Below are 23,521 nucleotides of genomic sequence, written 5' to 3'. Positions count from 1 at the left end.
TCTCTCCTGCTCGGCCGACTCAGGCCGGTGCTGCGTAAATTTCGGTGACCGGCGCCAGCTCGCCGCAGCCATAGGCGCGGTACATGCCTTCGGTATTGAACGGCAGGGCCAGGTTGCCCTGGGCATCGATGGCGATCACGCCACCGCGTCCGCCGACCTTGGGCAGGGTATCGAACACCACGGCGCGGCTGGCTTCTTCCAGCGACTGGCCGGCATAGGCCATGCGCGCGCCGATGTCGTAACAGGCCACGGTGCGCATGAAGGCCTCGCCGGTACCGGTGGCGGAAACCGCAACGGTGGCATTGTTGGCATAGCAGCCGGCACCGATGATGGGTGAATCACCTACCCGGCCCGGCTGCTTGTTGGTGATACCACCGGTCGAGGTGGCCGCAGCCAGGTTGCCGAACTGGTCCAGCGCCACCGCACCGACGGTGCCGAACTTGTGGTCGGGGTCGATGGGCTCGACGGGGGCGGCGGTCTTTTCGGCAAAGGCAAAGGAGGAGGCGTCATGGTCCAGCATGGCCCGCGACTGACCGCGCACGCGCAGCCATTGCTCGTGGCGGGCATCGATATGGAAATAGTCAGGCGTGACCGTGGCCACACCGTTGCGAGCGGCAAAGGCTTCGGCAGCGGGACCGACCAGCAGCACGTGCTCGCTCTTTTCCATCACGGCGCGGGCAGCCAGCACCGGGTTGCGCAGATTGGTGACACAGGCCACCGCGCCGGAGGCCAGGTCGGCGCCATTCATCACGCAGGCATCCAGCTCATGCCGGCCTTCACTGGTATAGACGGCGCCATGGCCGGCATTGAACAGCGGACAGTCTTCCAGCAGGCGCACTGCTTCGGTCACCGCTTCCAGTGCCGAGCCACCGGCATTCAATACGGCCTGGCCGGCGGCCACGATGTCAGCCAGCGCCTGGTGATATCGGGCTTCGTCCTCGGCGCTCAGCGAGGCGCGCGTGATGGTGCCTGCGCCACCATGGATGGCAATTACCGGAGTGGTCATGCTTTGGTCTTTCCTTTATTGAGAGCGGCCCGGGCCGGCTTGGCGACAGGCGTCATGGCCGGACGCTGGTGCTGTTGCGGCAAGTAGAGCCAGGGCAGTACGAATTCGGTCATCTGCGAAGCAGCCTGCACCGAACGCCGGGCGCGATGCGCCACCGCATCGCACAGGGCCTGAATCAAGATCAGCGCGGCCGCATCGGACGTGGGAGACAGCTTGCGATCGGTCTGGGCATAGATCGTGACATCGGCCAGCGGCACCAGCGGCGAGCCGGGAGTATCGGTGATGGCCAGGATACGGGCGCCCTTCTCCACTGCGCGCTGGGTCAGCCAGACGGTATCGGCGGCATAGCGCGGAAACACCATCGGGATCACCAGGTCGCGACTATCGAGCTTGAAGAATTGCCGGCCCGCCTGCGAAGGACCACCAGCCAGCGCCACCGAGGACACGGTGCGCACATAGGGCTCCAGCGCATGCGCCATCAGGCCGGCCAGGTAGGCCGAGGCGCCGAAGCCGGTGATGAAGATGCGTTCGGCGGCAAGAATCATGTCCACTGCCTGTTCACAATGCTCGGGCGTGAGCATGCGGCGGGTGGCCTCGATGTTATGGATGTCGCTATCGAAGGCAGCAGCCATGATCTCGGCGCTGGTGGCGGCGCGTTGCACTTCGTCGCGCAGCTTTTCCACCGGCGCCAGCGTGGTGGCGAAGTCCGCCACCAGGGCCGCGCGGAAGGAGGCATACCCGTCAAAACCCAGCGCGTGGGCAAAGCGGTTGGCGGTGGCTACCGAGATGCCGGCGGCCTCCGACAGTTCGTCGATGGTCATGGTCGCCGCGCGAAAGGGGTTGCCGAGCACATAGTCGGCGGTCTTGCGGTGCGACTTGGACAACTGCGGATACAGCTTGCCCACGGCCTGCGCGACCGCGCCGGCTCCCTGCAAGCTGATGTTCTTCGGTTGTTGTGTCACCGTCCGCTGCCCCGTCTGTGCTGAAGAAATCGCCCCGTGCCTGCAAACGCTCCATATCATTGATTGGATTTATATCGTTTACGAAAACGCGGGCCTCACCCATTTTTATCCTGTCGCGGGACTTGATATGACGACCAGCCCTGGCGCGAAAAATGTAAATATATTTTCATTTCAATCCGGAGTAAAGAAAAAATACTTTCAAATTCCGAATATCGATATAACGCACCAGAAGCACGCAACTTACCCTGTGAAATGCACCAGATGTGCGCCGAACGGGACCGACTTTATTGCGCAGCGCACCAAAAATGACAACGAGAGTTGACACGTCCTGGCGATAAAATACGCCTCTTCTCCACGTCCTGCTCGTCATGAATATCCGCTTCCTCGAAACCTTCGTCTGGCTGGCCCGGCTGCGCAATTTCCGGCTCACTGCCGAGCGCCTGCACACCACCCAGGCTGCCGTCTCCAGCCGCATCGCCTCGCTCGAACAGGACTTCGGCGTGCGCCTGTTCGACCGCAGCGCGCGCGAGGTGGCACTCACCGCCGACGGCAGCAAGGCGCTGGTGTATGCCGAGCGCATGGTCAAGCTCATGCGCGAGATGAAGGACGACATGTCCGACCGCGAGGTCTATGCCGGCGTGATCCGCATCGGCGTGATCGAATCCATCGTCCACAGCTGGTTCCCGGATTTCCTGGGGCGGCTGCACAAGACCTTCCCGCGCCTGCAGATCGAGATCGTCAGCGATACCACCATCCACTTGCACGAGCAGTTCAGCAAGAGCAACCTGGACCTGGTGCTGCAGGCCGAACCGGTGATCGGCCCGCAGGTCAGCAATATCGCGCTGTGCGAATTCCCCATGCGCTGGGTCGGTAGTCCCAAGCTCGACATCGGCAGCGAGACCCTGTCGCTGACCGACCTGGCGGCCTTCCCGATCATCAGCTTCGCCCGCAACTCGGGGCCGCATGCGGTGATCGAGCGCCTGTTCTCGGGCAGCGAACGTAGCGAGCGCACGCTGCACATCAATTGCATCGCCTCGGTGGCGACCATGATCCGGCTGGCCACCGATGGCTTCGGCATCACCGCCGTGCCGCCGGCCATCATCCAGCGCGAGCTCAACGAGGAAAGCCTGCACCTGCTGCGGGTCGATACCGAGTTCCCGGCCCTGGCGCTGATCGCCTGCTTCCGCTCGGACCATGAGAATCCCCTGACCGAAACCGTGGCCCGCATCGCCCAGGAAACCGCGTCCGACTTCGCACTCAATTGGGGCCACGAGATCGCCCGCCTGCCGGCGCCGCTCAACTGAGCCGGGCGCAATGCCGCGCCGCTACTAGCTGCGCATCCACAACCGCCGCATGCGGCGCAGCACCATCCTGAAGCAACCGCCGCCCCGCTTTTGCTCATAAGATTTTTCAATCAAGGCCGTTCACATTTTCTTGTTGGACAGCGCCCTCTCCGCATCCCCATACTGATTTAAGACCGCTGCCTTCGGGCTACAACAACAGCATGGCCGGTCCTGCAGTGCCATCCATGCACCCAGTCCATTTCATGCCGAACACAGCACGGCGCCGCCACGCGGACGCCGGCACCACTTGAGGAGGTTTTCATGTCTTATTCCCCATCCGCCGCCGCCACAGCGGCGGCATCGGCAGGCGCGCCATCCAGCATGGATGTCACCTATCGCAAGATCGCCTGGCGCCTGATCCCGTTCCTGGTCTTCCTGTTCGTGCTGGCCTGGATCGACCGCGTCAACGTCGGCTTCGCCAAGCTGCAGATGCTGCAGGACCTGCAGTTTTCGGAAGCCGTCTACGGCCTGGGGGCGGGCATCTTCTTCATCGGCTACTTCCTCTTCGAAGTCCCCAGCAACCTGTTGCTGGAAAAGATCGGCGCCCGCAAGACCCTGGCCCGCATCACCATCCTCTGGGGCCTGGCCTCGATGGCGATGGCCTACGTCACCACGCCCACCAGCTTCTACATCCTGCGCTTTTTGCTGGGCATCTTCGAGGCCGGCTTCTTCCCCGGCGTGGTGCTGTACCTGACCTACTGGTTCCCGGCGCAGCGCCGCGCCCGCGTCAATGGCCTGTTCATGACCTCGTTCGCCATCGCCGGTGCGGTCGGCGGCCCCATTGCCGGCCTCATCATGAGCAGCATGGAAGGCGTGGGTCACCTGGCGAACTGGCAGTGGCTGTTCATCATCGAGGGCATCCCTTCCCTGCTGGCCGGCTTCGCCGTGCTGGCCTGGCTGCCGGAAAAACCCGCCAACGCAAAGTGGTTGAGCGAGGCCGAGAAGAATGCCGTCACCCAGGTACTGGCTGCCGAAAACAGCGCGCCGGGCAAGCACTTCTCCTTCAAGGACGCCTGTAGCAACTACCGCGTCTGGATCTGCGCTGCCGTGTATTTCTGCGTGGTCAGCGGCAACGCCACCATCGCCTTCTGGGCACCGTCCATCATCAAGGAAATCGGCGTCAAGGGTAATCTGCAGATCGGCCTGATCTCGGCCATCCCCTTCGTGGCCGGCACCCTGGCCATGATCTGGAACGGCTTCCACTCCGACAAGACCGGCGAACGCCGCATGCACAGCGCTATCGCCACCCTGATTGCCTGTATCGGCCTGATCGCCACCGGCATGAGCCTGGGCAATGCCACCCTGGCGCTGTGCTCGCTGACGCTGGCGGCGGTCGGCATCCTGGCGGCCTTCCCGGTGTTCTGGTCGATTCCCGGTGCCTTCCTGGCCGGCACGGCAGCCGCCGGCGGCATCGCCCTGATCAACTCCATTGGCAACCTGGCCGGCTTCGTGGCGCCCTACATGATCGGCGCGCTGAAGACCAGCACCGGGTCGCTGTCCTCGGGCCTGTACTTCGTGGCAGCACTGGAATTCCTGGCCAGTTTCCTGGTGGTGGTGTTCGTCAGGAAGCACTGACACCCCACTGAACCAACTCCCCCAAGCGCAGTGCACATCACCCTTGAATCACCCTCGAATCACCCTTGAATCACCTGCAGGATAGACATCATGAAGCTGACCTTTACCCTCCCCGACCAATCTGCCCTCCAGGCCGACATCGACAGCCTGGTCATCGCCGGCTGGGCCGGCCGCGACATGGCGGCCATCGAACATCACATCGAAGAACTGGAAGCCCTGGGCATCTCCCGTCCCAGCGCAGTGCCGCTGTTCTACCGCGTCTCGGCCAACCAGCTGTCGCAGGCTGAACAGGTGCAGGTACTGGGCGAGGCCTCCTCCGGCGAAGTCGAGACCTTCGTCTTCAATGCCGGTGGCGAACTGTATGTCTCCATCGCCTCCGACCATACCGACCGCAAGCTGGAAGCCCATAGCGTAGCTTTTTCCAAGCAGGCCTGCGTCAAGCCGGTGGGCGCTGCCGCCTGGAAACTGGCGGACCTGGCCGACTACTGGGACGAGCTGGTAATCCGCTCCTGGATCGAAGAAGACGGCGCCACCGTGCTGTACCAGGAAGGCCCGCTGGCCTCGCTGCGCACCCCGTCCGACCTGATCGCCCGCTTCACCGACGGCAGCGCGACCCTGCCCGAGGGCTGCGGCATGACCTGCGGCACAGTGGGCGCCATCGGCGGCATCCGCCCGGCGGCCTCCTTCACGATGGAGCTCTACGATCCACGCCGTCAGCGTGCGCTGCGCCATCACTATGTCGCGCAGTCGCTGGCCGAAGTCGCCTGATCCCGTGGCCAGCCCTGCTGGCCATTTTTGTCTGATGCGGCAAGCAATGCGATACTGCCGGCTTGATTGGCCCTTATGCTCTTTTCGCTGCACCGCTCCTGTCGACCACCCCATTTTTCCATCATGCCGAGCACACTTTCCCAACTGGCCGCCGACCTCGATGCCGGCCGCATCACTTCCCTGCAACTGACCGAACAGGCCCTGGCCCGCATCGCCGACCCGGCCGGCGAAGGCGCGCGCGTCTTCACCAGCGTCTATGCCGACCAGGCGCGCGCCGCCGCCCGTGCCTCCGATACCCTGCGCGCCGCCGGTCTGCGCCGCTCGCCGCTGGAAGGCGTGCCGGTCTCGGTCAAGGACCTGTTTGACGTGGCCGGTGAAACCACCCTGGCCGGGTCCGTGGTGCTGCGCGGCAAGCCGGTCGCCAGCGCCCATGCCGAGGTGGTGCAGAAGCTGATCAACGCCGGTGCCATCGTCATCGGCAAGACCAACATGACCGAGTTCGCCTATTCCGGGCTGGGCATCAATCCGCACTACGGCACCCCGCAAAACCAGTGGGAACGTGGCGTCGAAGGAGGCCGCATTCCCGGCGGCTCGTCTTCCGGCGCGGCCATCTCGGTGACCGATGGCATGGCGTTCGCCGCGGTGGGCTCGGACACTGGCGGTTCGGTGCGCATTCCCTCGGCACTGAACGGCCTGACCGGTTTCAAGCCGACCGCCGCACGGGTCTCCATGGAGGGCGTGCTGCCGCTGTCGGCCTACCTGGATTCAATCGGCCCGCTGGCGGCCTCGGTGGAGTGCTGCGCCATCATGGACGCCGTGCTGGCCGGTGAAGCCTATCGCCCGCTGCCGGCCCATCCACTGCGCGGCCTGCGCCTGCTGGCACCCACCAATGTCGTGCTCGACGGCATGGACGAGAGCGTCGCCAAGGCCTACCGTGCCGCCCTGTCCAGGCTCACGCAAGCCGGTGCGGTGGTGGCGGAGGAAGAAGTCCCCGCCTTCAACAGCCTGGCCGCCATCAACAGCAAGGGTGGCTTCACCGCCGCCGAGGCCTATGCCTGGCACCGCGCACTGATTGCCGAGAGCGCTGCCGGCTACGACCAGCGTGTGGTCTCGCGCATCCTGCGCGGCAAGGACATGAGCGCGGCCGACCTGCTGGATGTGCTGCACGCCCGCTCGCCCTGGATCGCCCAGGTCGAGGCACAACTGGCCGGCTACGATGCGCTGGTGATGCCCACCGTGCCCATCGTCGCACCACGCATTGCCGAACTGCTGGCCAGCGACGACGCCTATTACGGCGCCAACGGCAAGATGCTGCGCAACCCCACGCTGATCAACTTCCTCGACGGCTGCGCGGTCTCCCTGCCCTGCCATGCGGAAGGCAGCGCACCGGTCGGCCTGTCGCTGGCGGCGCCCGGTGGCCAGGACCGACGCCTGCTGTCCATTGCGCTGGCCGTGGAGGGCTTGCTGGCCAGCTGAAATCGGCGTGCTTGCAACACATCAACCAGGCCTGTGCATGCACAGGCCTTTTTCATTGCCGCATTTAAATGCATATTTAACAGCATTTAAGCGCATTTACGGACAAGTCCCACGCGGAAGGGAACATTTCCACGGCCCGGACGCCGAATCCCTGGAATTTTCATTAGAATGCGCTTTTGCAGCGCAAGACGGCCCCTGCGACGGGGCTTCGGCGCTGGGCAAACAGAGATAGAACAACCCTCCGGCATCAGCCACGACCACTCATCTGCATGGCAACCAAAAAAACATCCCCGTCCGATTACAGTGAATCATCGATCCGTGTCCTCAAGGGACTGGAGCCGGTCAAGCAGCGTCCGGGCATGTACACCCGCACCGAGAACCCGCTGCACATCCTCCAGGAAGTGATCGACAACGCCTCCGACGAAGCGCTGGGCGGCTACGGCAAGAGCATCATCGTCACCCTGAACGCCGACGGCAGCGTCAGCGTGGAAGACGACGGCCGCGGCATCCCGGTCGGCCTGCACCCGGAAGAAAAGGTCCCCACCGTCGAGATCGTGTTCACCCGCCTGCACGCGGGCGGCAAGTTCGACAAGGGCTCCGGCGGCGCCTATGCCTTCTCCGGCGGTCTGCACGGCGTGGGCGTATCGGTCACCAATGCCCTGGCCACGCGTCTGGAAATCACGGTCTGGCGCGAAGGCGGGGTGCATACCCTGGCCTTCTCCGGCGGCGACGTCATCGAAAAGCTCAAGTCGCGCCCCGCCACCCGCGAGGACAAGAAATCCGGCACCCGCGTCACGGTCTGGCCTGACGCCAGGTATTTCGATTCGCCCACCATCCCGCTGGGCGAGCTGCAACGCCTGTTGCGGTCCAAGGCAGTGCTGCTGCCGGGCGTGAAGGTGACCTTCACCAACGCCAGGACCGGTGACAGCCAGAGCTGGCAGTACGACCAGGGCCTGCGCGGCTACCTGATGGAACAACTGGCCCAGAGCGGCAGCGGCGAGACCCTGATCCCGCTGTTCGAGGGCGAGCAGTTCGCCGGCAAGGATGCCGAAGGCTTCGCCGAGGGCGAAGGTGCCTCCTGGGTGGTGGCCTGGACCGAGGAAGGCGCCGTGGTGCGCGAGTCCTACGTCAACCTGATCCCCACTTCCAACGGCGGCACCCATGAATCGGGCCTGCGCGAAGGCCTGTTCTCGGCCGTGAAGAGCTTCGCCGAGATGCATTCGCTGCTGCCCAAGGGCGTCAAGCTGCTGGCCGAGGACGTGTTTGCACGCGTCTCCTTCGTGCTCTCGGCCAAGGTGCTGGACCCGCAATTCCAGGGCCAGATCAAGGAACGTCTCAACTCCCGCGACGCCGTGCGCCTGGTGGCCGGTTATTCGCGCCCGGCGCTGGAGCTGTGGCTGAACCAGCACGTCGAGTACGGCAAGAAGCTGGCCGAACTGGTCATCAAGCAGGCCCAGAGCCGCCTGCGCTCGGCGCAGAAGGTCGAGAAGAAGAAGTCTTCCGGCGTGGCCGTGCTGCCGGGCAAGCTGACCGATTGCGAATCCTCGGATGTGTCGCGCAATGAAATCTTCCTGGTCGAGGGCGACTCCGCCGGCGGCTCGGCCAAGATGGGCCGCGACAAGGAGTTCCAGGCCATCCTGCCGCTGCGCGGCAAGGTCCTGAACGCCTGGGAGACCGAGCGCGACCGCCTCTTCGCCAACAATGAGATCCACGACATCGCCGTGGCCATCGGCGTCGATCCGCACGGCATCAACGACAGCCCGGATCTGTCCGGCCTGCGCTACGGCAAGATCTGCATCCTCTCGGATGCGGACGTGGACGGCTCGCACATCCAGGTGCTGCTGCTGACGCTGTTCTTCCGTCACTTCCCCAAGCTGATCGAGAACGGCAACATCTGCGTGGCGCGCCCGCCGCTCTATCGCGTGGATGCCCCCGCCCGTGGCAAGAAGCCGGTGCAGAAGCTCTACGCCCTGGACGATGGCGAACTCGAAGCCATCGAAGACAAACTGCGCAAGGATGGCCTGAAGGAAGGCGCCTGGAGCATTTCCCGCTTCAAAGGCCTGGGCGAGATGAATGCCGAACAGCTGTGGGAAACCACCATGAACCCGGACACCCGCCGCCTGTTGCCGATCGGCTTCGGCGAACCGGGCGTGCAGACCTCGGAAGAGCGTTTCAACATGCTCATGGGCAAGGGCGAAGCCGCCTCCCGCCGCGCCTGGATCGAAGAGCACGGCAACGAAGCCGAGGCCGATATCTGACATGACCCGCCGCCAACCCCGCCTGCCGCTCATCGCTCGCGCCGCCCTGCTGGGCGCGACGGTGCTGCTGTGCGCGGGCGCAGGGACGGCACGGGCGCAACAGATGGTGCGCTATACCGACGCCGATGGCGTGCAGCACATGCGGGTGGAGGCGGCCGAGGGCAACAAGAACGGCGGCAAGGACGGCAGCAGCCGCAAACCCCGCACCATCGTCTACCGGTACACCGATGCCGACGGCGCGGTCCACTTCTATGCCCAGACCCTGGACGACCCCGACAAGCTCATGGCCAGCAGCGCCTCGCTGCTGAACCATCCCGGCAGCAAGGAAGCCGTCACCCCGGCCGACCCGCCCTTCGTGCGCACCATGCTCGCGCATCGCGATGCGCGCAAGTACGACAGCCTGCTCAGCGAAGCGGCCGGGGAGTTCGGCCTGGATGCGGCCCTGCTCAAGGCGGTCATGACGGCCGAATCCGGCTTCAATGCCGGTGCCGTCTCCAGCAAGGGCGCCATCGGCCTGATGCAGATCATGCCCGATACCGCCGAGCGCTATGGCCTGCAGGGCGACCGCCGCAAGAGCCTGCACCAGAAGCTGGTCGATCCAAAGATCAACATCCGCCTGGCCGCACGCTACCTGCGCGACCTGATGGCCATGTTCCCGCAACATGTGGAACTGGCGATCGCTTCCTACAATGCCGGCGAAGGCACGGTGCAGAAATACGGCAACAAGATTCCCCCCTATCCCGAGACCCAGGGCTATGTGCGGCTGGTGTCGCGCTTCTATGAGCTGTATCGCCCGCCCGGCGCAATGCGCTTGGCTGCCGGCGAGCGCAGCCCCGCCTCCGCCTCCGCCCCCGGCGCCAGCTCAGGCCAGGCCCGTCTCAAGGTGACGCTGCCGCCGCGCGAGCCCGTCACCGCCAACGATTAACCCTGTCCACCACGACGACAACAAGAACTGTTCCATGACCGATCAACCGACCCTGTTTGACCCAGTCCCGGCCGCCCCTTATGGCGAATCGCTGACGCTGTCCACCTTCGCCGAACGCGCCTATCTCGATTACGCGATCTCGGTGGTCAAGGGCCGCGCCCTGCCCGATGTGGCCGACGGCCAGAAGCCGGTACAGCGCCGCATCCTCTATGCAATGAACGAACTCTCGCTCAACAGCGCCGCCAAGCCGCGCAAATCGGCCGCCGTGGTCGGCGATGTGCTGGGCAAGCTGCACCCGCACGGCGACCAGTCGGTGTACGACGCGCTGGTGCGCATGGCCCAGGATTTCTCGCTGCGCTACCCGCTCATCGATGGCCACGGCAACTTCGGTTCGCGCGATGGCGATGGCGCGGCGGCCATGCGCTACACCGAAGCCCGCCTGACGCCCATCAGCAAGCTGCTGCTCGATGAAATCGACATGGGCACGGTGGAATTCCAGCCCAACTACGACGGTTCCACCGAAGAGCCGCGCCTGCTGCCGGCGCGCCTGCCCTTCCTGCTGTTGAATGGCGCCTCCGGCATTGCCGTGGGCATGGCCACCGAAATCCCGTCGCACAACCTCACCGAAGTGGCCAAGGCGGCGGTGGCGATGATCCGCAACCCCAAGATCAGCCATGCCGAACTGATGGAACTGGTCCCCGGCCCGGACTTCCCCGGTGGCGGCCAGATCATCACCCCGGCCACGACCATCGCCGAGATGTACCAAAGCGGCCGCGGCAGCCTCAAGGTGCGCGCCCGCTGGAAGATCGAAGACCTGGCGCGCGGCCAGTGGCAGGCGGTGATCACCGAATTGCCGCCGGGCGTATCCTCGCAGCGCGTACTGGAAGAGATCGAAGAACTGACCAACCCCAAGCTCAAGCTGGGCAAGAAATCGCTCACGCCCGAGCAGCAAGCCCAGAAGGCCACCATCCTCGGCCTGCTCGACGCCGTGCGCGACGAGTCCGGCCGCGAGGCGCCGGTGCGCCTGGTGTTCGAACCCAAGTCCAAGAACCAGGACCAGACCGAGTTCATGAACACGCTGCTGGCCCAGACCTCGCTGGAAACCAGTGCCTCGCTGAACCTGGTGATGATCGGCGGCGATGGCCGTCCGCGCCAGAAGAACCTGACCGACATCCTCGGCGAGTGGATCAGCTTCCGCTTCGAGACCGTGACCCGCCGCACGCAATTCCGCATGCAGAAGGTCAACGACCGCATCCACATCCTGGAAGGCCGGGAAGCGGTGCTCTTGAACATCGACAAGGTCATCAAGATCATCCGCGAGTCCGACGAACCCAAGCCGGCCCTGATCGAGGCCTTCAGGCTGTCGGATCGCCAGGCCGAAGACATCCTGGAAATCCGTCTGCGCCAGCTGGCCCGCCTGGAAGCCATCAAGATCCAGCAGGAACTGGCCGAGCTGCGCGGCGAGAAGACAACCCTGCAAGACCTGCTGGACAACCCGGCCTCGATGAAGAAGCTGGTCATCAAGGAAATCGAAGGCGACGCCAAGACCTATGGCGACGCCCGTCGCACCATCATCGAGGAAGCCGAACGCGCCACCTTCGAACAGAAGGTGATCGATGAACCGGTCACCGTCATCATCTCGCAGAAGGGCTGGGTACGCGCCCGCACCGGCCACGGTCACGACGCCACGCAATTCACCTTCAAGGCCGGCGACAGCCTGTATGGCGCCTTCGAATGCCGTACCGTGGACAACCTGCTGGCCTTCGGCTCCAACGGCCGCGTCTACACCATCGCCGTGAGCGCCCTGCCCAATGCACGCGGGGATGGCGTGCCGGTGACCACGCTGATCGAACTGGCCAGCGGCAGCAGCATCCTGCACTACTTCGCCGGCCCGGCCGACACCACGCTGCTGCTGGCCTCGGATGCCGCGGCCGGCTTCATCGCCAAGGCCTCCGACATGTTCGGCCGGGTCAAGGGCGGCAAGAGCTTCTTCACGCTGGACGAAGGCGCCCTGCCCCTGGCACCGCGCGCAGTCGCTGCCGACGCCAGTGCCGTGGCCTGCGTCTCGGGCAATGGCCGTCTGCTGGTGTTTGGCCTGGATGAGATGAAGACCCTGTCCTCCGGCGGCCGTGGCGTGAACCTGATGGAGCTGGAGAAAAACGAAAAGCTGATCGGCGCACAAGCCATCAGCCAGAAGGGCGTGGTGGTCGAAGGCACCGGCAATGTCGGCAAGGCCAAGGAAATCGCCCTCTCGGCCGCGTCGCTGGGCGTGCACATCGGCAAGCGGGCGCGCAAGGGCAAGGCGCTGGAGTCTCGGATCAAGGTGACGGGGCTGCGTCCGCAAGTCTGAGGCGCGGCCTGACGTTGTTGAGATATCGCCCTCTGCGCATGTTGTGCAGGGGGCGATTTACTATGCAATCGCCACCGACACCCGATACAACAACACCCCCAGCAAGCCGAACGCCCCGGCCAGCATGCAATAGGGCGCCCAGCGTCGGGCCCGCATGCCATAGCCGAACAGGAGCAGCGCGATGCTGATGGCGGGTATCAAGGCGGAAGGGCTGGTCAGGTCCATGGTGGTTACTCCCCGGTGAGGTCGGTGTTCGCACGGGCGCCGCGCAGGCGAACGAAAATATCCATCACGCCATCTGGCTGATGGTCTTCCTGAAGCGGCCCAGCGCGGCCGTGAACAACAAGGCACCGATTGCAAAGATGGCCAGCAGTTGCGGCCATATCACCTCCAGCCCGGCACCCCGATACAGAATGGCCTGCCCGGCCGCCACGAAGTGCGTGGTGGGCGCGGCCAGCATGATGTCCTGCACCAGCAGCGGCATGCTTTCGCGCGGCGTGGAACCGCCCGAGAGCAGTTGCAGCGGCAACAGCACCAGCACGGTCAGCATGCCGAACTGCGGCATCGAACGCGCCAGCGTGGCCATGAAGATGCCCATGGAGGTGGTGGCGAAAAGATGCATGACAGTGGCCAGCATGAACAGCGCCACCGAACCTTCGATCGGCACCTGCAGCGCGCCGCGCACGATCAACAGCAAGGAGGCCAGTGCCGCCAGCGCCACCACCAGCCCCATGGACCAGACCTTGGCCAGCATGATCTCGGCAGGCGTTACCGGCATCACCAGCAGGTGTTCGATGGTGCCGTGCTCGCGCTCGCGGATCAGTGCGGCGCCGGTGAGGATGATGGAAAGCATGGTCACGTTGTTGATGATCTCCATGAGCGATCCGAACCAGGACTGCTCCAGATTGGGATTGAAGCGCATGCGCATGGCCAGGTTCACCGGTGCGGTGGTACCGGCCTCGGTGCGTCGCACGAACTGCGTCACCTCGGTGGTGATCATCTGCTGGATGTAGCTGTTACCGGTGAAGGCCTGGCTCATGCGGGTGGCATCGACATTCAGTTGCACTGCAGGCGCCCGTCCGGCCAGTACGTCACGTTGGAAGTCGGCAGGGATGTCCAATACGAAGGTGTAGTCGCCATCATCCAGGCCGGCATCAGCCTCTTGCGCCGTAACCAGCCGCGCCACCTTGAAGTGCGGCGGATAGAAGGTCGCCGCGATGCGTGCCGAGAGCGGCGAGCCGTCGTTATCGACGATGGCGATGGCGGCGTGGTGCAGGCTTTCCGGCATGGCGGTGGCGGCCACGTAGATGGACAGCGTAAAGGTGTAGGCGATGAGCACCAGCATGGCCGGATCGCGCAGCAGGCTCCATAGTTCCTTGATGCCGAGGCGGTAGATGTTGGCCCAGGAGTTGCACATCTCACCGCTCCTGTTTCTTCAGTAACAGCACCGACAGCCCCAGGATCACGGGTGCGGCGAGTACCAGGGGCCAGAAGGACGAGCCCAGGTCGCCGACGGCGAGCGCCTTGCTGAACACGCCGCGACTGATGGTGAGGAAATGCGTGGCCGGATAGACCTGGCCGATCAGGGCGCCCATGCCCTCCAGCGAGGACACCGGGTTCAACAGGCCGGCAAACTGCACGCAGGGAATGATGGTGCCGATCATGGTCACGAACAGCGCCGCGATCTGGCTGTTGGTGAAGGTCGATGCCAGCAGACCGAAACCGGTGGAGCAGATGATGAACACCAGCGCCGCCAGGGTCAGCGTGAACAGGCTGCCCTTGACCGGCACCCCGAATACCGTCACCGCCAGCAGCGTGAGCATGGCGAAGTTGAGCATGCCCAGCAGCAGATAGGGCAACTGCTTGCCCAGCAGGAATTCGGTGCGGGTGACCGGCGTGACATAGAGGTTGAGGATGGAGCCCAGCTCCTTCTCGCGCACCACCGACAGCGCCGTGAGCATGGCCGGAATCATCATCAGCAGCAGCGGGATGATGGCCGGCACCATGGCCGGCAGGCTCTTCACATCCGGGTTGTAGCGATAGCGTGTCTCGATGGAGGCCGGCGTGGCCAGGGTCTGCCCCAGACGGTGCAGGGCCATGTCGGCCAGCCACAGTTGATGCATGCCCTGCACATAGCCACGCACGGTCTCGGCGCGCGTGGGCATGGCGCCATCCACCCAGGCCCCGACCTCGACCGGCTTGCCGCGCCCGATGTCGCGGGCAAACCCGGAGGGAATCTCGATGGCCAGCGAAATCTCGCCGCTGCGCATGCGCCGGTCCAGGTCCTGATAATCGGTGATGGCGGGCTTCTCGATGAAGTAGCGCGAGCCCGACAGGTTCAGCGCATAGTTCTGGCTCAGACCGGTCTGGTCGCGGTCCAGCACGGCATAGGTGAGGTTTTCCACATCGAGGTTGATGCCATAGCCGATGATGAACATCAGGATGGCCGTCCCCAGCAAGGCCAGCGTGGCGCGCACCGGGTCGCGTCGCAGCTCCAGGCTTTCGCGCTGGCTGTAGCTCAGGGCGCGGCCCAGGCTGGTGCGCCACCGGCCGGGGCGCGATGTTGACGCTTCCACCGCCGCGGGCAGCGCTGGCCGGTCATCGGCAACCGGCGCGCTCCCTTTGCCCGCCGCCTCTTCCAGATAGGCGATGAAGGCCTGTTCCAGCGTGGCCGCACCGCGTTCGCGGATGAGCGCATCCGGCGTGGCGCTCACCAGGACCCGGCCGGCATGCATGAGCGAGATGCGGTCGCAGCGCTGGGCCTCGTTCATGAAATGGGTGGAGATGAAGATGGTGACCCTGTCCTTGCGCGCTAGGTCGATCATCAGTTGCCAGAACAGGTCGCGGGCGATCGGGTCCACGCCGGAAGTCGGCTCGTCCAGGATCAGCAGCTCCGGTTTGTGCACCATCGCCACAGCCAGTGACAGGCGCTGGCGTATGCCCAGCGGCAGGCTCTCGGGCAGGCTGTCCATCACATCCAGCAGACCGAAGCGGGTCGCCATCTCTTCGGTGCGGGCGTCGATCTGCGCTTCCGGCACGCGGTACAGGCGGGCATGCAGCACCAGATTCTGGCGTACGCTCAATTCCCCATACAGCGAAAAGGCCTGCGACATATAGCCCACCCTGGCCCGCGTGGCCATGTCGCGCGGATCGACCTCCTGGCCGAACAACCAGGCCTGGCCCTCGCTGGCCTGCAGCAGCCCGGTCAGCATCTTCATGGTGGTGGACTTGCCGCAGCCGTTGGAGCCGAGAAAGCCGAATATCTCGCCCCGCCGGATACGGAAATCCACATGATCCACCGCCACGAAATCGCCGAAGCGCATGGTCAGGCCCTTGGCCTCGATGGCAATGCCGGCCTCGACGCTTGCATCCAGCGGGGTGACCTGCACTGTCTGGTGCTGGCGCCGCTTTTCTTCGGGCAGCAGGCTGATGAAGGCCTCTTCCAGCGCTGCCGTGCCGGTACGGGCGTGCAGCTCGGCCGGAGTGCCGGTCGCCAGCAGCTTGCCGTCGTCCATCGCCACCAGCCAGTCGAAGCGGTCCGCCTCTTCCATGTAGGCGGTGGCGACGATGACGCTCATGCCCGCACGCTCCTGGCGGATATGTTCGATCAGGTCCCAGAACTGCGCCCGTGACAGCGGATCCACGCCGGTGGTGGGTTCATCCAGGATCAGCAGGTCGGGATCGTGGATCAGTGAGCAGCACAGGCCCAGCTTCTGCTTCATGCCGCCGGAGAGCTTGCCGGCCGGGCGCGAGAGAAAGGGGGCCAAGCCCGTACCGCGGGTAAGTTCGTCGATGCGACGACGGCGCTCGGCACCATCCTGGCCGAACAGGCGACCGAAGAATTGCAGGTTTTCTTCCACCGACAGGGTGGGATAGAGATTCCTGCCCAGTCCTTGCGGCATGTAGGCGATGCGCGGGCAGACCTGGGTACGATGCGCGACCTTGCGCATGTCGCCGCCCAGCACGCTCACCTCGCCCTGCTGCAAGGCGCGGGCGCCGGCCACCAGCGAGAGCAGGCTGGACTTGCCGACGCCGTCCGGGCCGATCAGGCCGACCATGCAGCCGGCCGGAACCTGCAGCGATATCGCATCCAGTGCCAGCGTCTTGCCATAGCGCAGCGACACCCCGTCCAGGCGTGCCACCCACGACTGGTCCGGGGTGGCGGTCATTGCGGAACCCTGGTCACCAGCTGCGGCGGCCACGCCTGGCTCTGGTCGGTGCGTACCCAGGCCACGCCCGGCAGGCCGGTCTTGACCAGCGTCAGATGCTGCTGCAACAGCGCCGGATCGATCTGCGCCTTGACACGGAACATCAGCTTCTGCCGCTCGCTGGCCGTCTCCACCGTCTTGGGAGTGAACTGGGCGGTGCTGGCGACGAAGGAAATCCTGGCCGGGATCACATACTGCGGTGCGGCGTCCAGCACGATGCGGGCCTCGGCCCCCAGGGCCAGCTTGCCGGCCACGGCCTCGGGGACAAAGAAGGTCATGTAGACGTCACTCAGGTCCACCAGGTTGAGCAGCTTGCCGCCGCCCCCCAGCACCTCGCCCGGCTGGGCGATGCGGTACTGCACCCGCCCGGCACGGGGTGCGACGAGCGTGCTGTCGTCGATATCGACCTTGATGCGCTGTACCGTGGCGGCGGCTGCGGTCACCGTCGATCTGGCACCGCTGACCTGGGTGCGTGCCGCCACCACGGCGGCCCGGGCGGCCGTCACCTGTGCCTGGGCAGCGGTCACGGCGGCCTGCATGCCGCGCACCCGGGCGCGGTCGTCATCGACTTCCTGCAGCGACGAGGCCCCTTCCTTGACCAGCACTTCGGAGCGCGCCAGGCGGCGCCGCGCTGCGTCCAGTTCACTCTCGCGTTGTGCACTCTGTGCCAGCGCGGCCTGGTAGTCACTCTCGCGCACCGCCACCTGGGCCTCGGCACTGGCCACGGCCGACAGCGATTGCTGCTGGCGTGCCTGGGCTTCATCACGTTGCGCCTGCAGCGACAGGATCTGCATCTGGGCCAGCGGCTGGCCGGCCGTGACGAAATCCCCTTCGTTGACCAGGATGGCGTCCACCCTGCCCCCCAGCTTGGTGGCCACATCCACCTCGGTGGCTTCGATGCGGCCATTGCCACTGGCGAAACCCTCCCCCGGGCCGCTGCGATGCAGGCGCTGCCAGGCATAGGTGGCACCGCCAGCAAGGAGGACGACCAGCAGGCCGGCGGTCAGCAGGTTTTTCTTGGCGGGAGAAAGCGTCATGATCAGGGTCCGGGACGAGGAGGGGTGGCAGCGCCGGCCTGGCTGGCATCACCACCCAGGGCCGCATACAGCGCCACGGAGGAGGACAGCAAAGCGCGCCGGGTCTGCACCAGTTGCTGGCGCGCGCTGAGCAGGTCGCGCTGGGCATCGAGCACATCCAGGAAAGGCGCGGCGCCGTTGTCATAGCGCAGCGTGGACAGGCGGGCCCGCTCGGCCTGCACGGTCACGGCGGTCTGGGCGATGGCCAGTTGCCGCGTCAACCACTGGCGGGCGGCCAGGGCATCGGCCACCTCGCGGAAGGCGGCCTGGACGGTCTTTTCATAATTGGCCACCGAGATATCGCGACGGATCTCGGACAGCGCCAGATTGTTGCGCAGACGACCGGCCGTGAAGATCGGCAGCGTGATGCTGGGCGAGAAGCTCCAGGCGTGGCTGCCATCGCGAAACAGGCCACTCAATTCGGCACTGGCGCTGCCGACCTGGCCGGTCAGCGAAATAGACGGGAAAAAAGCCGCCCGCGCGGCACCGATGTTGGCGTTGGCTGCCTGCAGGCGGTATTCGGCAGCAAGCACGTCAGGCCGGCGCGTCAACAACAGCGAAGGCAGGCCCGGCTGCAACGCGGGGAAGACCGTGTCCAGCACGCTGCGTGCCTGTCCCGGTGCCAGTTCCAGTGGGCTACCCACCAACAGCGTCAAGGCATTCAGGCGCTGGGCGCGCAGTTGTTCCAGTTGTGCGCCCAAGGCCTGGGCCTGGGTCAGCAGGGTTTCGATCTGTGTCAGGTTCAGGCGCGAACTGGCCCCCACCTCCACCCGCCGTGCATAGATGCGATAGCTCTCCTGACGGCTGGCGATGGTATCGCTGGCGATGGCCAGGCGCTCGTCGAGCTCACCCAGTTCCAGATACGCATCGGCCACTTGCGTGACCAGGCTCAGGGTAGCAGCGCGACGCGTGGCTTCGCTGGCCTGGGCAGTATGCAGGGCCGCATCATCCAGACTGCGCAGACGGCCCCACAGGTCGATCTCCCAGCTGCTCAGGCCCAGCCCTGCCTGATAGGCGCTACCGACCAGCGGTCGTCCGGTCAGGTTGAGATCGGCCGGGGTACGCGAACGGTCCAGGCCGACCTGCGCACCGATGGTGGGAAAGAGGTCCGCACGCTGGATGCCATAGAGCGCCATGGCCTCCTCCACCCGCAAGGCGGCCACCCGCAGGTCGCGGTTGTTGGCCAGGGCCAGGCTGATGAGGGCTTGCAGTTGCGGATCGCTGAAGGTGGTCTTCCAGTCCAGCGGCGTCGTGGCAGGCAGCGTGCTGTCAGGCTGCTGCGGGTAGTGCGCGGCCACCGACGCGGCGGGCCGCTGGTAGTCCGGCGCCATGGACTGGCAGGCCGCCAGCAAAAATGCCAGCAACAGCGGCAATGCGGCCAGGCGCATTCTGGGAGGGGGCTCGCACATCGTGGGCATCGGCGGAAGCGGAAAATGTGGTGACGAAAGTCTTCGTCTTTTGTGTCCACATTATGAAGTTGCTTGCCAAAAACCCGATTGATGTAAGTCAGGTTACTGACTGATGAGTCGGTAACAAGTCAAATAGGGGAATAGGGGAAACGCTCGAGGCCGATGGCGCCTTCCTGCCCTACTGCGCTACGCCAACCTGGTCGACATAATGGCGCACCTCGGCGGCGACGTCGGCGAAGAGCGCCTGCAGCTCTGCCAGACGCGGCTGGGCGCTGACCGGTGGTTCGGCGCGCGACTGCGTCTCGATGCTCTTGAGCATGTCGGTCAGCACGCCCGCGCCCACCAGGGCCGTCATGCTCTTGAGGCTATGCGCCTCGCGCTTGACCTGGGCTGCATCGTCGGCGTGGATGGCCTGTTCCAGCCGGGCGAAGGTGGCCGGTGCGCTCTGCGCAAAAGTGCCGAACATGTGACGGCAGGCGGCAGCATCGCCCCCCATGGCCTCGAGCAGTGGCTCGGGATTGATGTGCTGGTATCGGTTGTCGTTCACGCGTTTCTCCCCTGAGGCCGACGCAATATACGCAATATATTGCTCCATTGCCAATTTCTTTTGAGCAGCAGTTCCGGGCCGATGGGTACGGCGCGGATCGTGAGCGGGTGCGGCAAACTCGCGCAAACTCACGCAAACTCTTTCGCCGCGCCTGTAACGTAACCAAGCCGGCTACGACAGTCAATCAGAAGTGTTAGGTATAGACGCAAAAAAGCCGCCCGCAATTAGCGGGCGGCATGCTCAATCAGGCTTCCGGATGCGCCCGGCATCCAGGGGGAAGCCAATCAGGCAGCGCGTTCCAGACGTTGGACGTTGTCGCTGCCATCAGCGGCGCCGATCTCGATCTTGCGCGGCTTCAGGGCTTCAGGGATTTCGCGGACCAGCTCGATGTTGAGCAGGCCGTTTTCCAGATTGGCGCCGACCACCTTGATATGGTTGGCCAGCTGGAAGCGCTGCTCGAAATCACGGGCGGCGATGCCACGGTGCAGGAAGTTGACCTGCTTGTCTTCCTTCTGCTTGCGGCCGGTAATCTTCAGGGTTTCGTTTTCGGTCTCGATGTCGATTTCGCTGCGGGCAAAGCCGGCGACGGCCATCGTGATCCGGTACTTGTCTTCTGCCACCAGTTCGATGTTGTACGGCGGATAGCTGGGCTGATCGGTACGCTGGGCGTTGTCGAACATCTGGGCCAGGCGATCGAAGCCGATGGCGGTACGGTACAGGGGGGAGAGATCAAAAGTACGCATAAAAATATCCTTTCAGTTAAGCGATGTTTTCGTGGCAGACCTCAACGTCGAGCATCTGCTGGTACCGATCTAGGGATGGCATTTTGGGTTTTCAAGAGATTTTTTTCGAAAAAATACGGGCGCCTCTGACGCCCGATTTTCTTCCGGGAAAAGCGGCCTCAGGCCCTTGAAAACTGCCGATCCAGCTCCATCGCGACCCGCTCGCGTTCGCTGCGCACCACCTGTGCGCCGGCTGCCAGTCCCTCCATCACCGTCAGGCGCAGGTCATGCAGGCCGATGGTGGCCAGCGCCACCTTCAGGTAGGGCGTGAGGAAATCCGGCTGGCGTGCGGACGCGCCGGTAAAGCGGCCGCCGGAGACCACGGCCAGGTGTACCGGGCGGTCGTGCAGCAGGCCGACCTTGCCGTCGGGGGTGATGCCGAAGGTGCGGCGCACCCGCACCACATGGTCGATCCAGGCCTTCAATACGGAGGGGACGGTGTAGTTGTGCATGGGGGTGCCGATGACGACCTGATCGGCGGCCTCCAGCTCGGCAATCAGCAGGTCCGACAAGGCCAGCGTCCCCTGCGCGGCGCCGGCATCCTCCACGAAGGCGGGCGAGCCCAGCGCATCGGCATAGGCAGCATCGACGTGACCAATGGCACTGGCATGCAGGTCGCGCAGCACGATCTGCGCCTGCGGGTGCAAGCTGCGCAGGCGGCTGACGATCTGTTGCGAGAGCCACCAGGTGTTGGATGCCTCCTGGCGTGGGGAGGCAAGCAGGTGCAGGATCTTCATGCCGCACCTCCGATGGCCTTGCCGAAGCGCAGTGCGCCGGTCAGCATGCCCTGGCGGAAGTAGAAGCGCTGCGCCAGCGCGTTGGCCATACCGGTATCGAGCACCAGTCGCGCACAGCCGGCCTCGGCGGCCACACCTTCGAGCGCGGCGAGCAGGCGCTCGCCCCAACGTTTGCCGCGTTGCGTGCTGGCGGCCACCAGATCATCGACGTACAGGAAGGGGCCGTAGACCAGATTCTCCTGGAAACGGTAACCGGCCAGGGCGACCACCACGCCCTGCTCCCAGGCTGCCAGGATGCGATAGCCCTGCTCGCGGGCGCGACCGGTACGCTGCATGAACTCGTCGGCGTCACGCAGGTGTGGGCGCAGTTCGTGCATCACGGAAAAGCAGGCCAGCCGGTCGGCCTCGGTGTCGGCATGGCGCAAGGCGCTGTCGGCGATATGCCAGTGGCCAGGAGGGGCAATCTTGGAAGCTTGGTTCATGGGAGAAAGCTCAATGCGTTCAAAGTAGAAGGAGCTTCATCCTAGCCAGCCGATGGCATAATCGAGAGATCCAAGAAATGACATTTCGACTGGTCCATGATTACCCCGTCCTCCGCCTCCCTGATCACCCTCGACAGCGCCACCGACGAGCCCTACTACCGCCAGATCTACGGGCGCCTGCGTAGTGCGGTGGCAGCAGGGATGCTGCGCCCGGGCGACCGCATTCCCTCGGCGCGGGCACTGGCAGCAGAACTGGGACTGGCGCGCGGCACCGTGGAGACGGCCTATTCGCTGCTGGCGGCTGAAGGCTACGTGGAAGCACGCGGACAGGCCGGCACCGTGATCGCGGCCGGGCTGCCCGCCAGAGCGCCGAACGCGCCCGGCAAACCCGGCCCCATCATTGCCCAGGCAGTACCTGCCGCGCCGCGCTACCCCATCCTGCCGGAAGACGGTCACGCCGAGGCCCGGGGACCGCGTCCGTTCCAGATGGGCATCCCGGCGCTGGACGCCTTTCCGCGCAAGATCTGGGCGCGCCTGGCGGCCCGCTCGGCGCGTGCCACGCAAGCGGTGGACATGCTCTACCCCTCTCCCGCCGGACTGATGGCCTTGCGCGTGGAAGTTGCGCGTTATCTGCAGCTGTCGCGGGGGCTGGACTGCCGGCCGGAACAGGTCTTCATCACTTCCGGGTATCGCGACAGCCTCAACCTGATTACGCGCACCCTGCTCAAACCCGGCGACAAGGTCTGGGTGGAAGACCCCGGCTATGCGCCCACCGGCGCCCTGCTGCGCGAAGCCGGCATGCAGCTGGTGGGGGTACCGGTCGATGCCGAGGGCATGCAGGTGGAGCACGGGCTGCAGCATGCCGCACGCGCACGGGCGGCGGTGGTCACGCCGGCCCACCAGAGCCCCGCCTGCGTGGCCCTGTCACTGCCGCGCCGGCTGGCGCTGCTGGAATGGGCGGCACGGCAGCAGGCCTGGATCGTGGAAGACGACTACGACGGCGAATACCGCTACGTCAGCCGCCCCTTGCCCGCCCTCAAGAGCCTGGACCGGGATGACCGCGTGCTCTATGCCGGTACCTTCAGCAAGGTACTGTTCCCGGCCATCCGGCTGGCCTATCTGGTGGTGCCGCGTTCCCAGGTGCAGCGTTTCGAAGACAGTGCCCGGCTGTTTTCCGGGGGCGCGCCGGCACTGATGCAGCATATCGTGGCCGATTTCATGGCCGAGGGACATTTCGCCCGCCACATCCAGCGCATGCGACGCCTGTACGCACAGCGCCGTACCCTGACCATCGCCGGCCTGGAGGCGGTATTGAAAGCCCATGTCCGCATCGATTCGCCGCCTGGCGGCATGCATCTGCTGCTGCGCCTGCAGGGCCGCCGTTCGGACCGCGTACTGGCCGAGAAGATGCGCCAGCACGGCATGTTCAGCCGCGCCCTGTCGGAATGCCTGCTGGCGCCGCGCCCCGGCGTGGCGCCGATGATCATGCTCAGCTTCACCAATATCGACAGCCGGCGCCAGGCCGGTGAACTGGGAAGGCGTATCCTGGCGCTGCTGGAGCCGTCCTGACATGGCCTAGTCCGATTCATCATTCTTGGCACTTATCGACTGGGCCAT

At 65.1% G+C, this 23,521-nt stretch carries 19 protein-coding genes; 8 read left to right on the top strand and 11 right to left on the bottom strand.

The window, feature by feature from the left end; all coding sequences use genetic code 11:
- Positions 1–19: 19 nt before the first annotated feature.
- Both BTM36_RS25910 and BTM36_RS25905 read right to left on the bottom strand, forming a co-directional pair.
- Positions 20–1,006 (bottom strand): isoaspartyl peptidase/L-asparaginase family protein, encoded by a 987-nt coding sequence (locus BTM36_RS25910; RefSeq protein ID WP_077238498.1) that lies wholly within the window; start codon positions 1,004–1,006, stop codon positions 20–22.
- On the bottom strand, positions 1,003–1,968 hold the full coding sequence (locus BTM36_RS25905; RefSeq protein ID WP_039875452.1) for a MurR/RpiR family transcriptional regulator: 966 nt from the start codon (positions 1,966–1,968) through the stop codon (positions 1,003–1,005). The genes BTM36_RS25910 and BTM36_RS25905 overlap by 4 nt, the downstream gene beginning before the upstream one ends.
- A 368-nt stretch (positions 1,969–2,336) precedes the next feature.
- Here BTM36_RS25905 and BTM36_RS25900 point away from each other — a divergent pair, with 368 nt between their 5' ends.
- From BTM36_RS25900 to parC, 7 genes are all read left to right on the top strand, one after another.
- Complete coding sequence (locus tag BTM36_RS25900) at positions 2,337–3,272, top strand: LysR family transcriptional regulator (RefSeq protein ID WP_006463599.1); 936 nt, start codon at positions 2,337–2,339, stop codon at positions 3,270–3,272.
- A 300-nt stretch (positions 3,273–3,572) separates the two neighbouring features.
- Positions 3,573–4,886, top strand: coding sequence for an MFS transporter (locus BTM36_RS25895; protein ID WP_039876979.1), 1,314 nt, complete (start codon positions 3,573–3,575; stop codon positions 4,884–4,886).
- Between the two features lie 90 nt (positions 4,887–4,976).
- On the top strand, positions 4,977–5,654 hold the full coding sequence (locus BTM36_RS25890; RefSeq protein ID WP_077238497.1) for a DUF2848 domain-containing protein: 678 nt from the start codon (positions 4,977–4,979) through the stop codon (positions 5,652–5,654).
- A 123-nt stretch (positions 5,655–5,777) separates the two neighbouring features.
- Entirely contained in the window at positions 5,778–7,130 is a 1,353-nt protein-coding gene (locus BTM36_RS25885; protein ID WP_077238552.1) for an amidase, read from the top strand.
- 269 nt (positions 7,131–7,399) lie between these two features.
- Positions 7,400–9,388, top strand: a complete 1,989-nt coding sequence (locus tag BTM36_RS25880; protein WP_077238496.1) for a DNA topoisomerase IV subunit B — start codon at positions 7,400–7,402, stop codon at positions 9,386–9,388.
- Between the two features lies 1 nt (position 9,389).
- The gene (locus BTM36_RS25875) at positions 9,390–10,313 is read left to right on the top strand and encodes a lytic transglycosylase domain-containing protein (protein ID WP_077238495.1); all 924 of its coding nucleotides are present in this window, start codon (positions 9,390–9,392) and stop codon (positions 10,311–10,313) included.
- 34 nt (positions 10,314–10,347) lie between these two features.
- Positions 10,348–12,663, top strand: coding sequence for a DNA topoisomerase IV subunit A (gene parC / locus BTM36_RS25870; RefSeq protein WP_077238494.1), 2,316 nt, complete (start codon positions 10,348–10,350; stop codon positions 12,661–12,663).
- Between the two features lie 60 nt (positions 12,664–12,723).
- Here the strand turns inward: parC and BTM36_RS28505 are convergent, their stop codons facing one another.
- The 9 genes from BTM36_RS28505 to BTM36_RS25830 all read right to left on the bottom strand — a co-directional run bounded on the left by BTM36_RS28505 (position 12,724) and on the right by BTM36_RS25830 (position 21,904).
- A complete protein-coding gene (locus BTM36_RS28505; protein WP_158243315.1) occupies positions 12,724–12,888 on the bottom strand; it encodes a hypothetical protein in 165 nt (54 codons plus the stop codon).
- 64 nt (positions 12,889–12,952) lie between these two features.
- On the bottom strand, positions 12,953–14,080 hold the full coding sequence (locus BTM36_RS25865; protein WP_077238493.1) for an ABC transporter permease: 1,128 nt from the start codon (positions 14,078–14,080) through the stop codon (positions 12,953–12,955).
- A gap of 1 nt (position 14,081) precedes the next feature.
- Positions 14,082–16,832 (bottom strand): ribosome-associated ATPase/putative transporter RbbA, encoded by a 2,751-nt coding sequence (gene rbbA / locus BTM36_RS25860; protein ID WP_077238492.1) that lies wholly within the window; start codon positions 16,830–16,832, stop codon positions 14,082–14,084.
- Positions 16,829–17,908 (bottom strand): HlyD family secretion protein, encoded by a 1,080-nt coding sequence (locus tag BTM36_RS25855; protein ID WP_077238491.1) that lies wholly within the window; start codon positions 17,906–17,908, stop codon positions 16,829–16,831. Before BTM36_RS25855 ends, rbbA begins: the two co-directional genes overlap by 4 nt.
- A gap of 2 nt (positions 17,909–17,910) precedes the next feature.
- Positions 17,911–19,356 carry an efflux transporter outer membrane subunit gene (locus BTM36_RS25850; RefSeq protein WP_077238490.1) on the bottom strand — a complete coding sequence of 482 codons (1,446 nt, stop codon included), beginning with the start codon at positions 19,354–19,356 and terminating at the stop codon, positions 17,911–17,913.
- Positions 19,357–19,534: 178 nt separating this feature from the next.
- Positions 19,535–19,903, bottom strand: coding sequence for an Hpt domain-containing protein (locus BTM36_RS25845; RefSeq protein ID WP_077238489.1), 369 nt, complete (start codon positions 19,901–19,903; stop codon positions 19,535–19,537).
- Positions 19,904–20,187: 284 nt separating this feature from the next.
- Positions 20,188–20,646, bottom strand: a complete 459-nt coding sequence (locus BTM36_RS25840) for an Hsp20 family protein (RefSeq protein WP_006465288.1) — start codon at positions 20,644–20,646, stop codon at positions 20,188–20,190.
- 158 nt (positions 20,647–20,804) lie between these two features.
- On the bottom strand, positions 20,805–21,422 hold the full coding sequence (locus BTM36_RS25835; RefSeq protein WP_077238488.1) for an FMN-dependent NADH-azoreductase: 618 nt from the start codon (positions 21,420–21,422) through the stop codon (positions 20,805–20,807).
- Positions 21,419–21,904 (bottom strand): GNAT family N-acetyltransferase, encoded by a 486-nt coding sequence (locus BTM36_RS25830; protein WP_077238487.1) that lies wholly within the window; start codon positions 21,902–21,904, stop codon positions 21,419–21,421. Before BTM36_RS25830 ends, BTM36_RS25835 begins: the two co-directional genes overlap by 4 nt.
- Positions 21,905–22,000: 96 nt before the next feature.
- Between BTM36_RS25830 and BTM36_RS25825 the strand changes: the two genes are divergently transcribed.
- Complete coding sequence (locus BTM36_RS25825) at positions 22,001–23,473, top strand: PLP-dependent aminotransferase family protein (protein ID WP_077238486.1); 1,473 nt, start codon at positions 22,001–22,003, stop codon at positions 23,471–23,473.
- Positions 23,474–23,521 lie beyond the last annotated feature (48 nt).

Origin of the sequence: Herbaspirillum sp. VT-16-41 (genome assembly GCF_001994935.1) — a bacterium.
Taxonomy (GTDB): Bacteria; Pseudomonadota; Gammaproteobacteria; order Burkholderiales; family Burkholderiaceae_D; genus Herbaspirillum; species Herbaspirillum frisingense.
Note: the sequence above shows the minus strand (reverse complement) of the source record. Positions and strands in the feature narration are given on the sequence as shown.

Coding starts and splice junctions, on each gene's coding strand:
- BTM36_RS25900 (WP_006463599.1), top strand. CDS start 2,337: ATGAATATCCGCTTCCTCGAAACCTTCGTCTGGCTGGCCCGGCTGCGC.
- BTM36_RS25825 (WP_077238486.1), top strand. CDS start 22,001: ATGATTACCCCGTCCTCCGCCTCCCTGATCACCCTCGACAGCGCCACC.
- BTM36_RS25855 (WP_077238491.1), bottom strand. CDS start 17,908: ATGACGCTTTCTCCCGCCAAGAAAAACCTGCTGACCGCCGGCCTGCTG.
- BTM36_RS28505 (WP_158243315.1), bottom strand. CDS start 12,888: ATGGACCTGACCAGCCCTTCCGCCTTGATACCCGCCATCAGCATCGCG.
- BTM36_RS25910 (WP_077238498.1), bottom strand. CDS start 1,006: ATGACCACTCCGGTAATTGCCATCCATGGTGGCGCAGGCACCATCACG.
- BTM36_RS25875 (WP_077238495.1), top strand. CDS start 9,390: ATGACCCGCCGCCAACCCCGCCTGCCGCTCATCGCTCGCGCCGCCCTG.
- BTM36_RS25840 (WP_006465288.1), bottom strand. CDS start 20,646: ATGCGTACTTTTGATCTCTCCCCCCTGTACCGTACCGCCATCGGCTTC.
- parC (WP_077238494.1), top strand. CDS start 10,348: ATGACCGATCAACCGACCCTGTTTGACCCAGTCCCGGCCGCCCCTTAT.
- BTM36_RS25830 (WP_077238487.1), bottom strand. CDS start 21,904: ATGAACCAAGCTTCCAAGATTGCCCCTCCTGGCCACTGGCATATCGCC.
- BTM36_RS25880 (WP_077238496.1), top strand. CDS start 7,400: ATGGCAACCAAAAAAACATCCCCGTCCGATTACAGTGAATCATCGATC.
- rbbA (WP_077238492.1), bottom strand. CDS start 16,832: ATGACCGCCACCCCGGACCAGTCGTGGGTGGCACGCCTGGACGGGGTG.
- BTM36_RS25890 (WP_077238497.1), top strand. CDS start 4,977: ATGAAGCTGACCTTTACCCTCCCCGACCAATCTGCCCTCCAGGCCGAC.
- BTM36_RS25850 (WP_077238490.1), bottom strand. CDS start 19,356: ATGTGCGAGCCCCCTCCCAGAATGCGCCTGGCCGCATTGCCGCTGTTG.
- BTM36_RS25885 (WP_077238552.1), top strand. CDS start 5,778: ATGCCGAGCACACTTTCCCAACTGGCCGCCGACCTCGATGCCGGCCGC.
- BTM36_RS25865 (WP_077238493.1), bottom strand. CDS start 14,080: ATGTGCAACTCCTGGGCCAACATCTACCGCCTCGGCATCAAGGAACTA.
- BTM36_RS25835 (WP_077238488.1), bottom strand. CDS start 21,422: ATGAAGATCCTGCACCTGCTTGCCTCCCCACGCCAGGAGGCATCCAAC.
- BTM36_RS25895 (WP_039876979.1), top strand. CDS start 3,573: ATGTCTTATTCCCCATCCGCCGCCGCCACAGCGGCGGCATCGGCAGGC.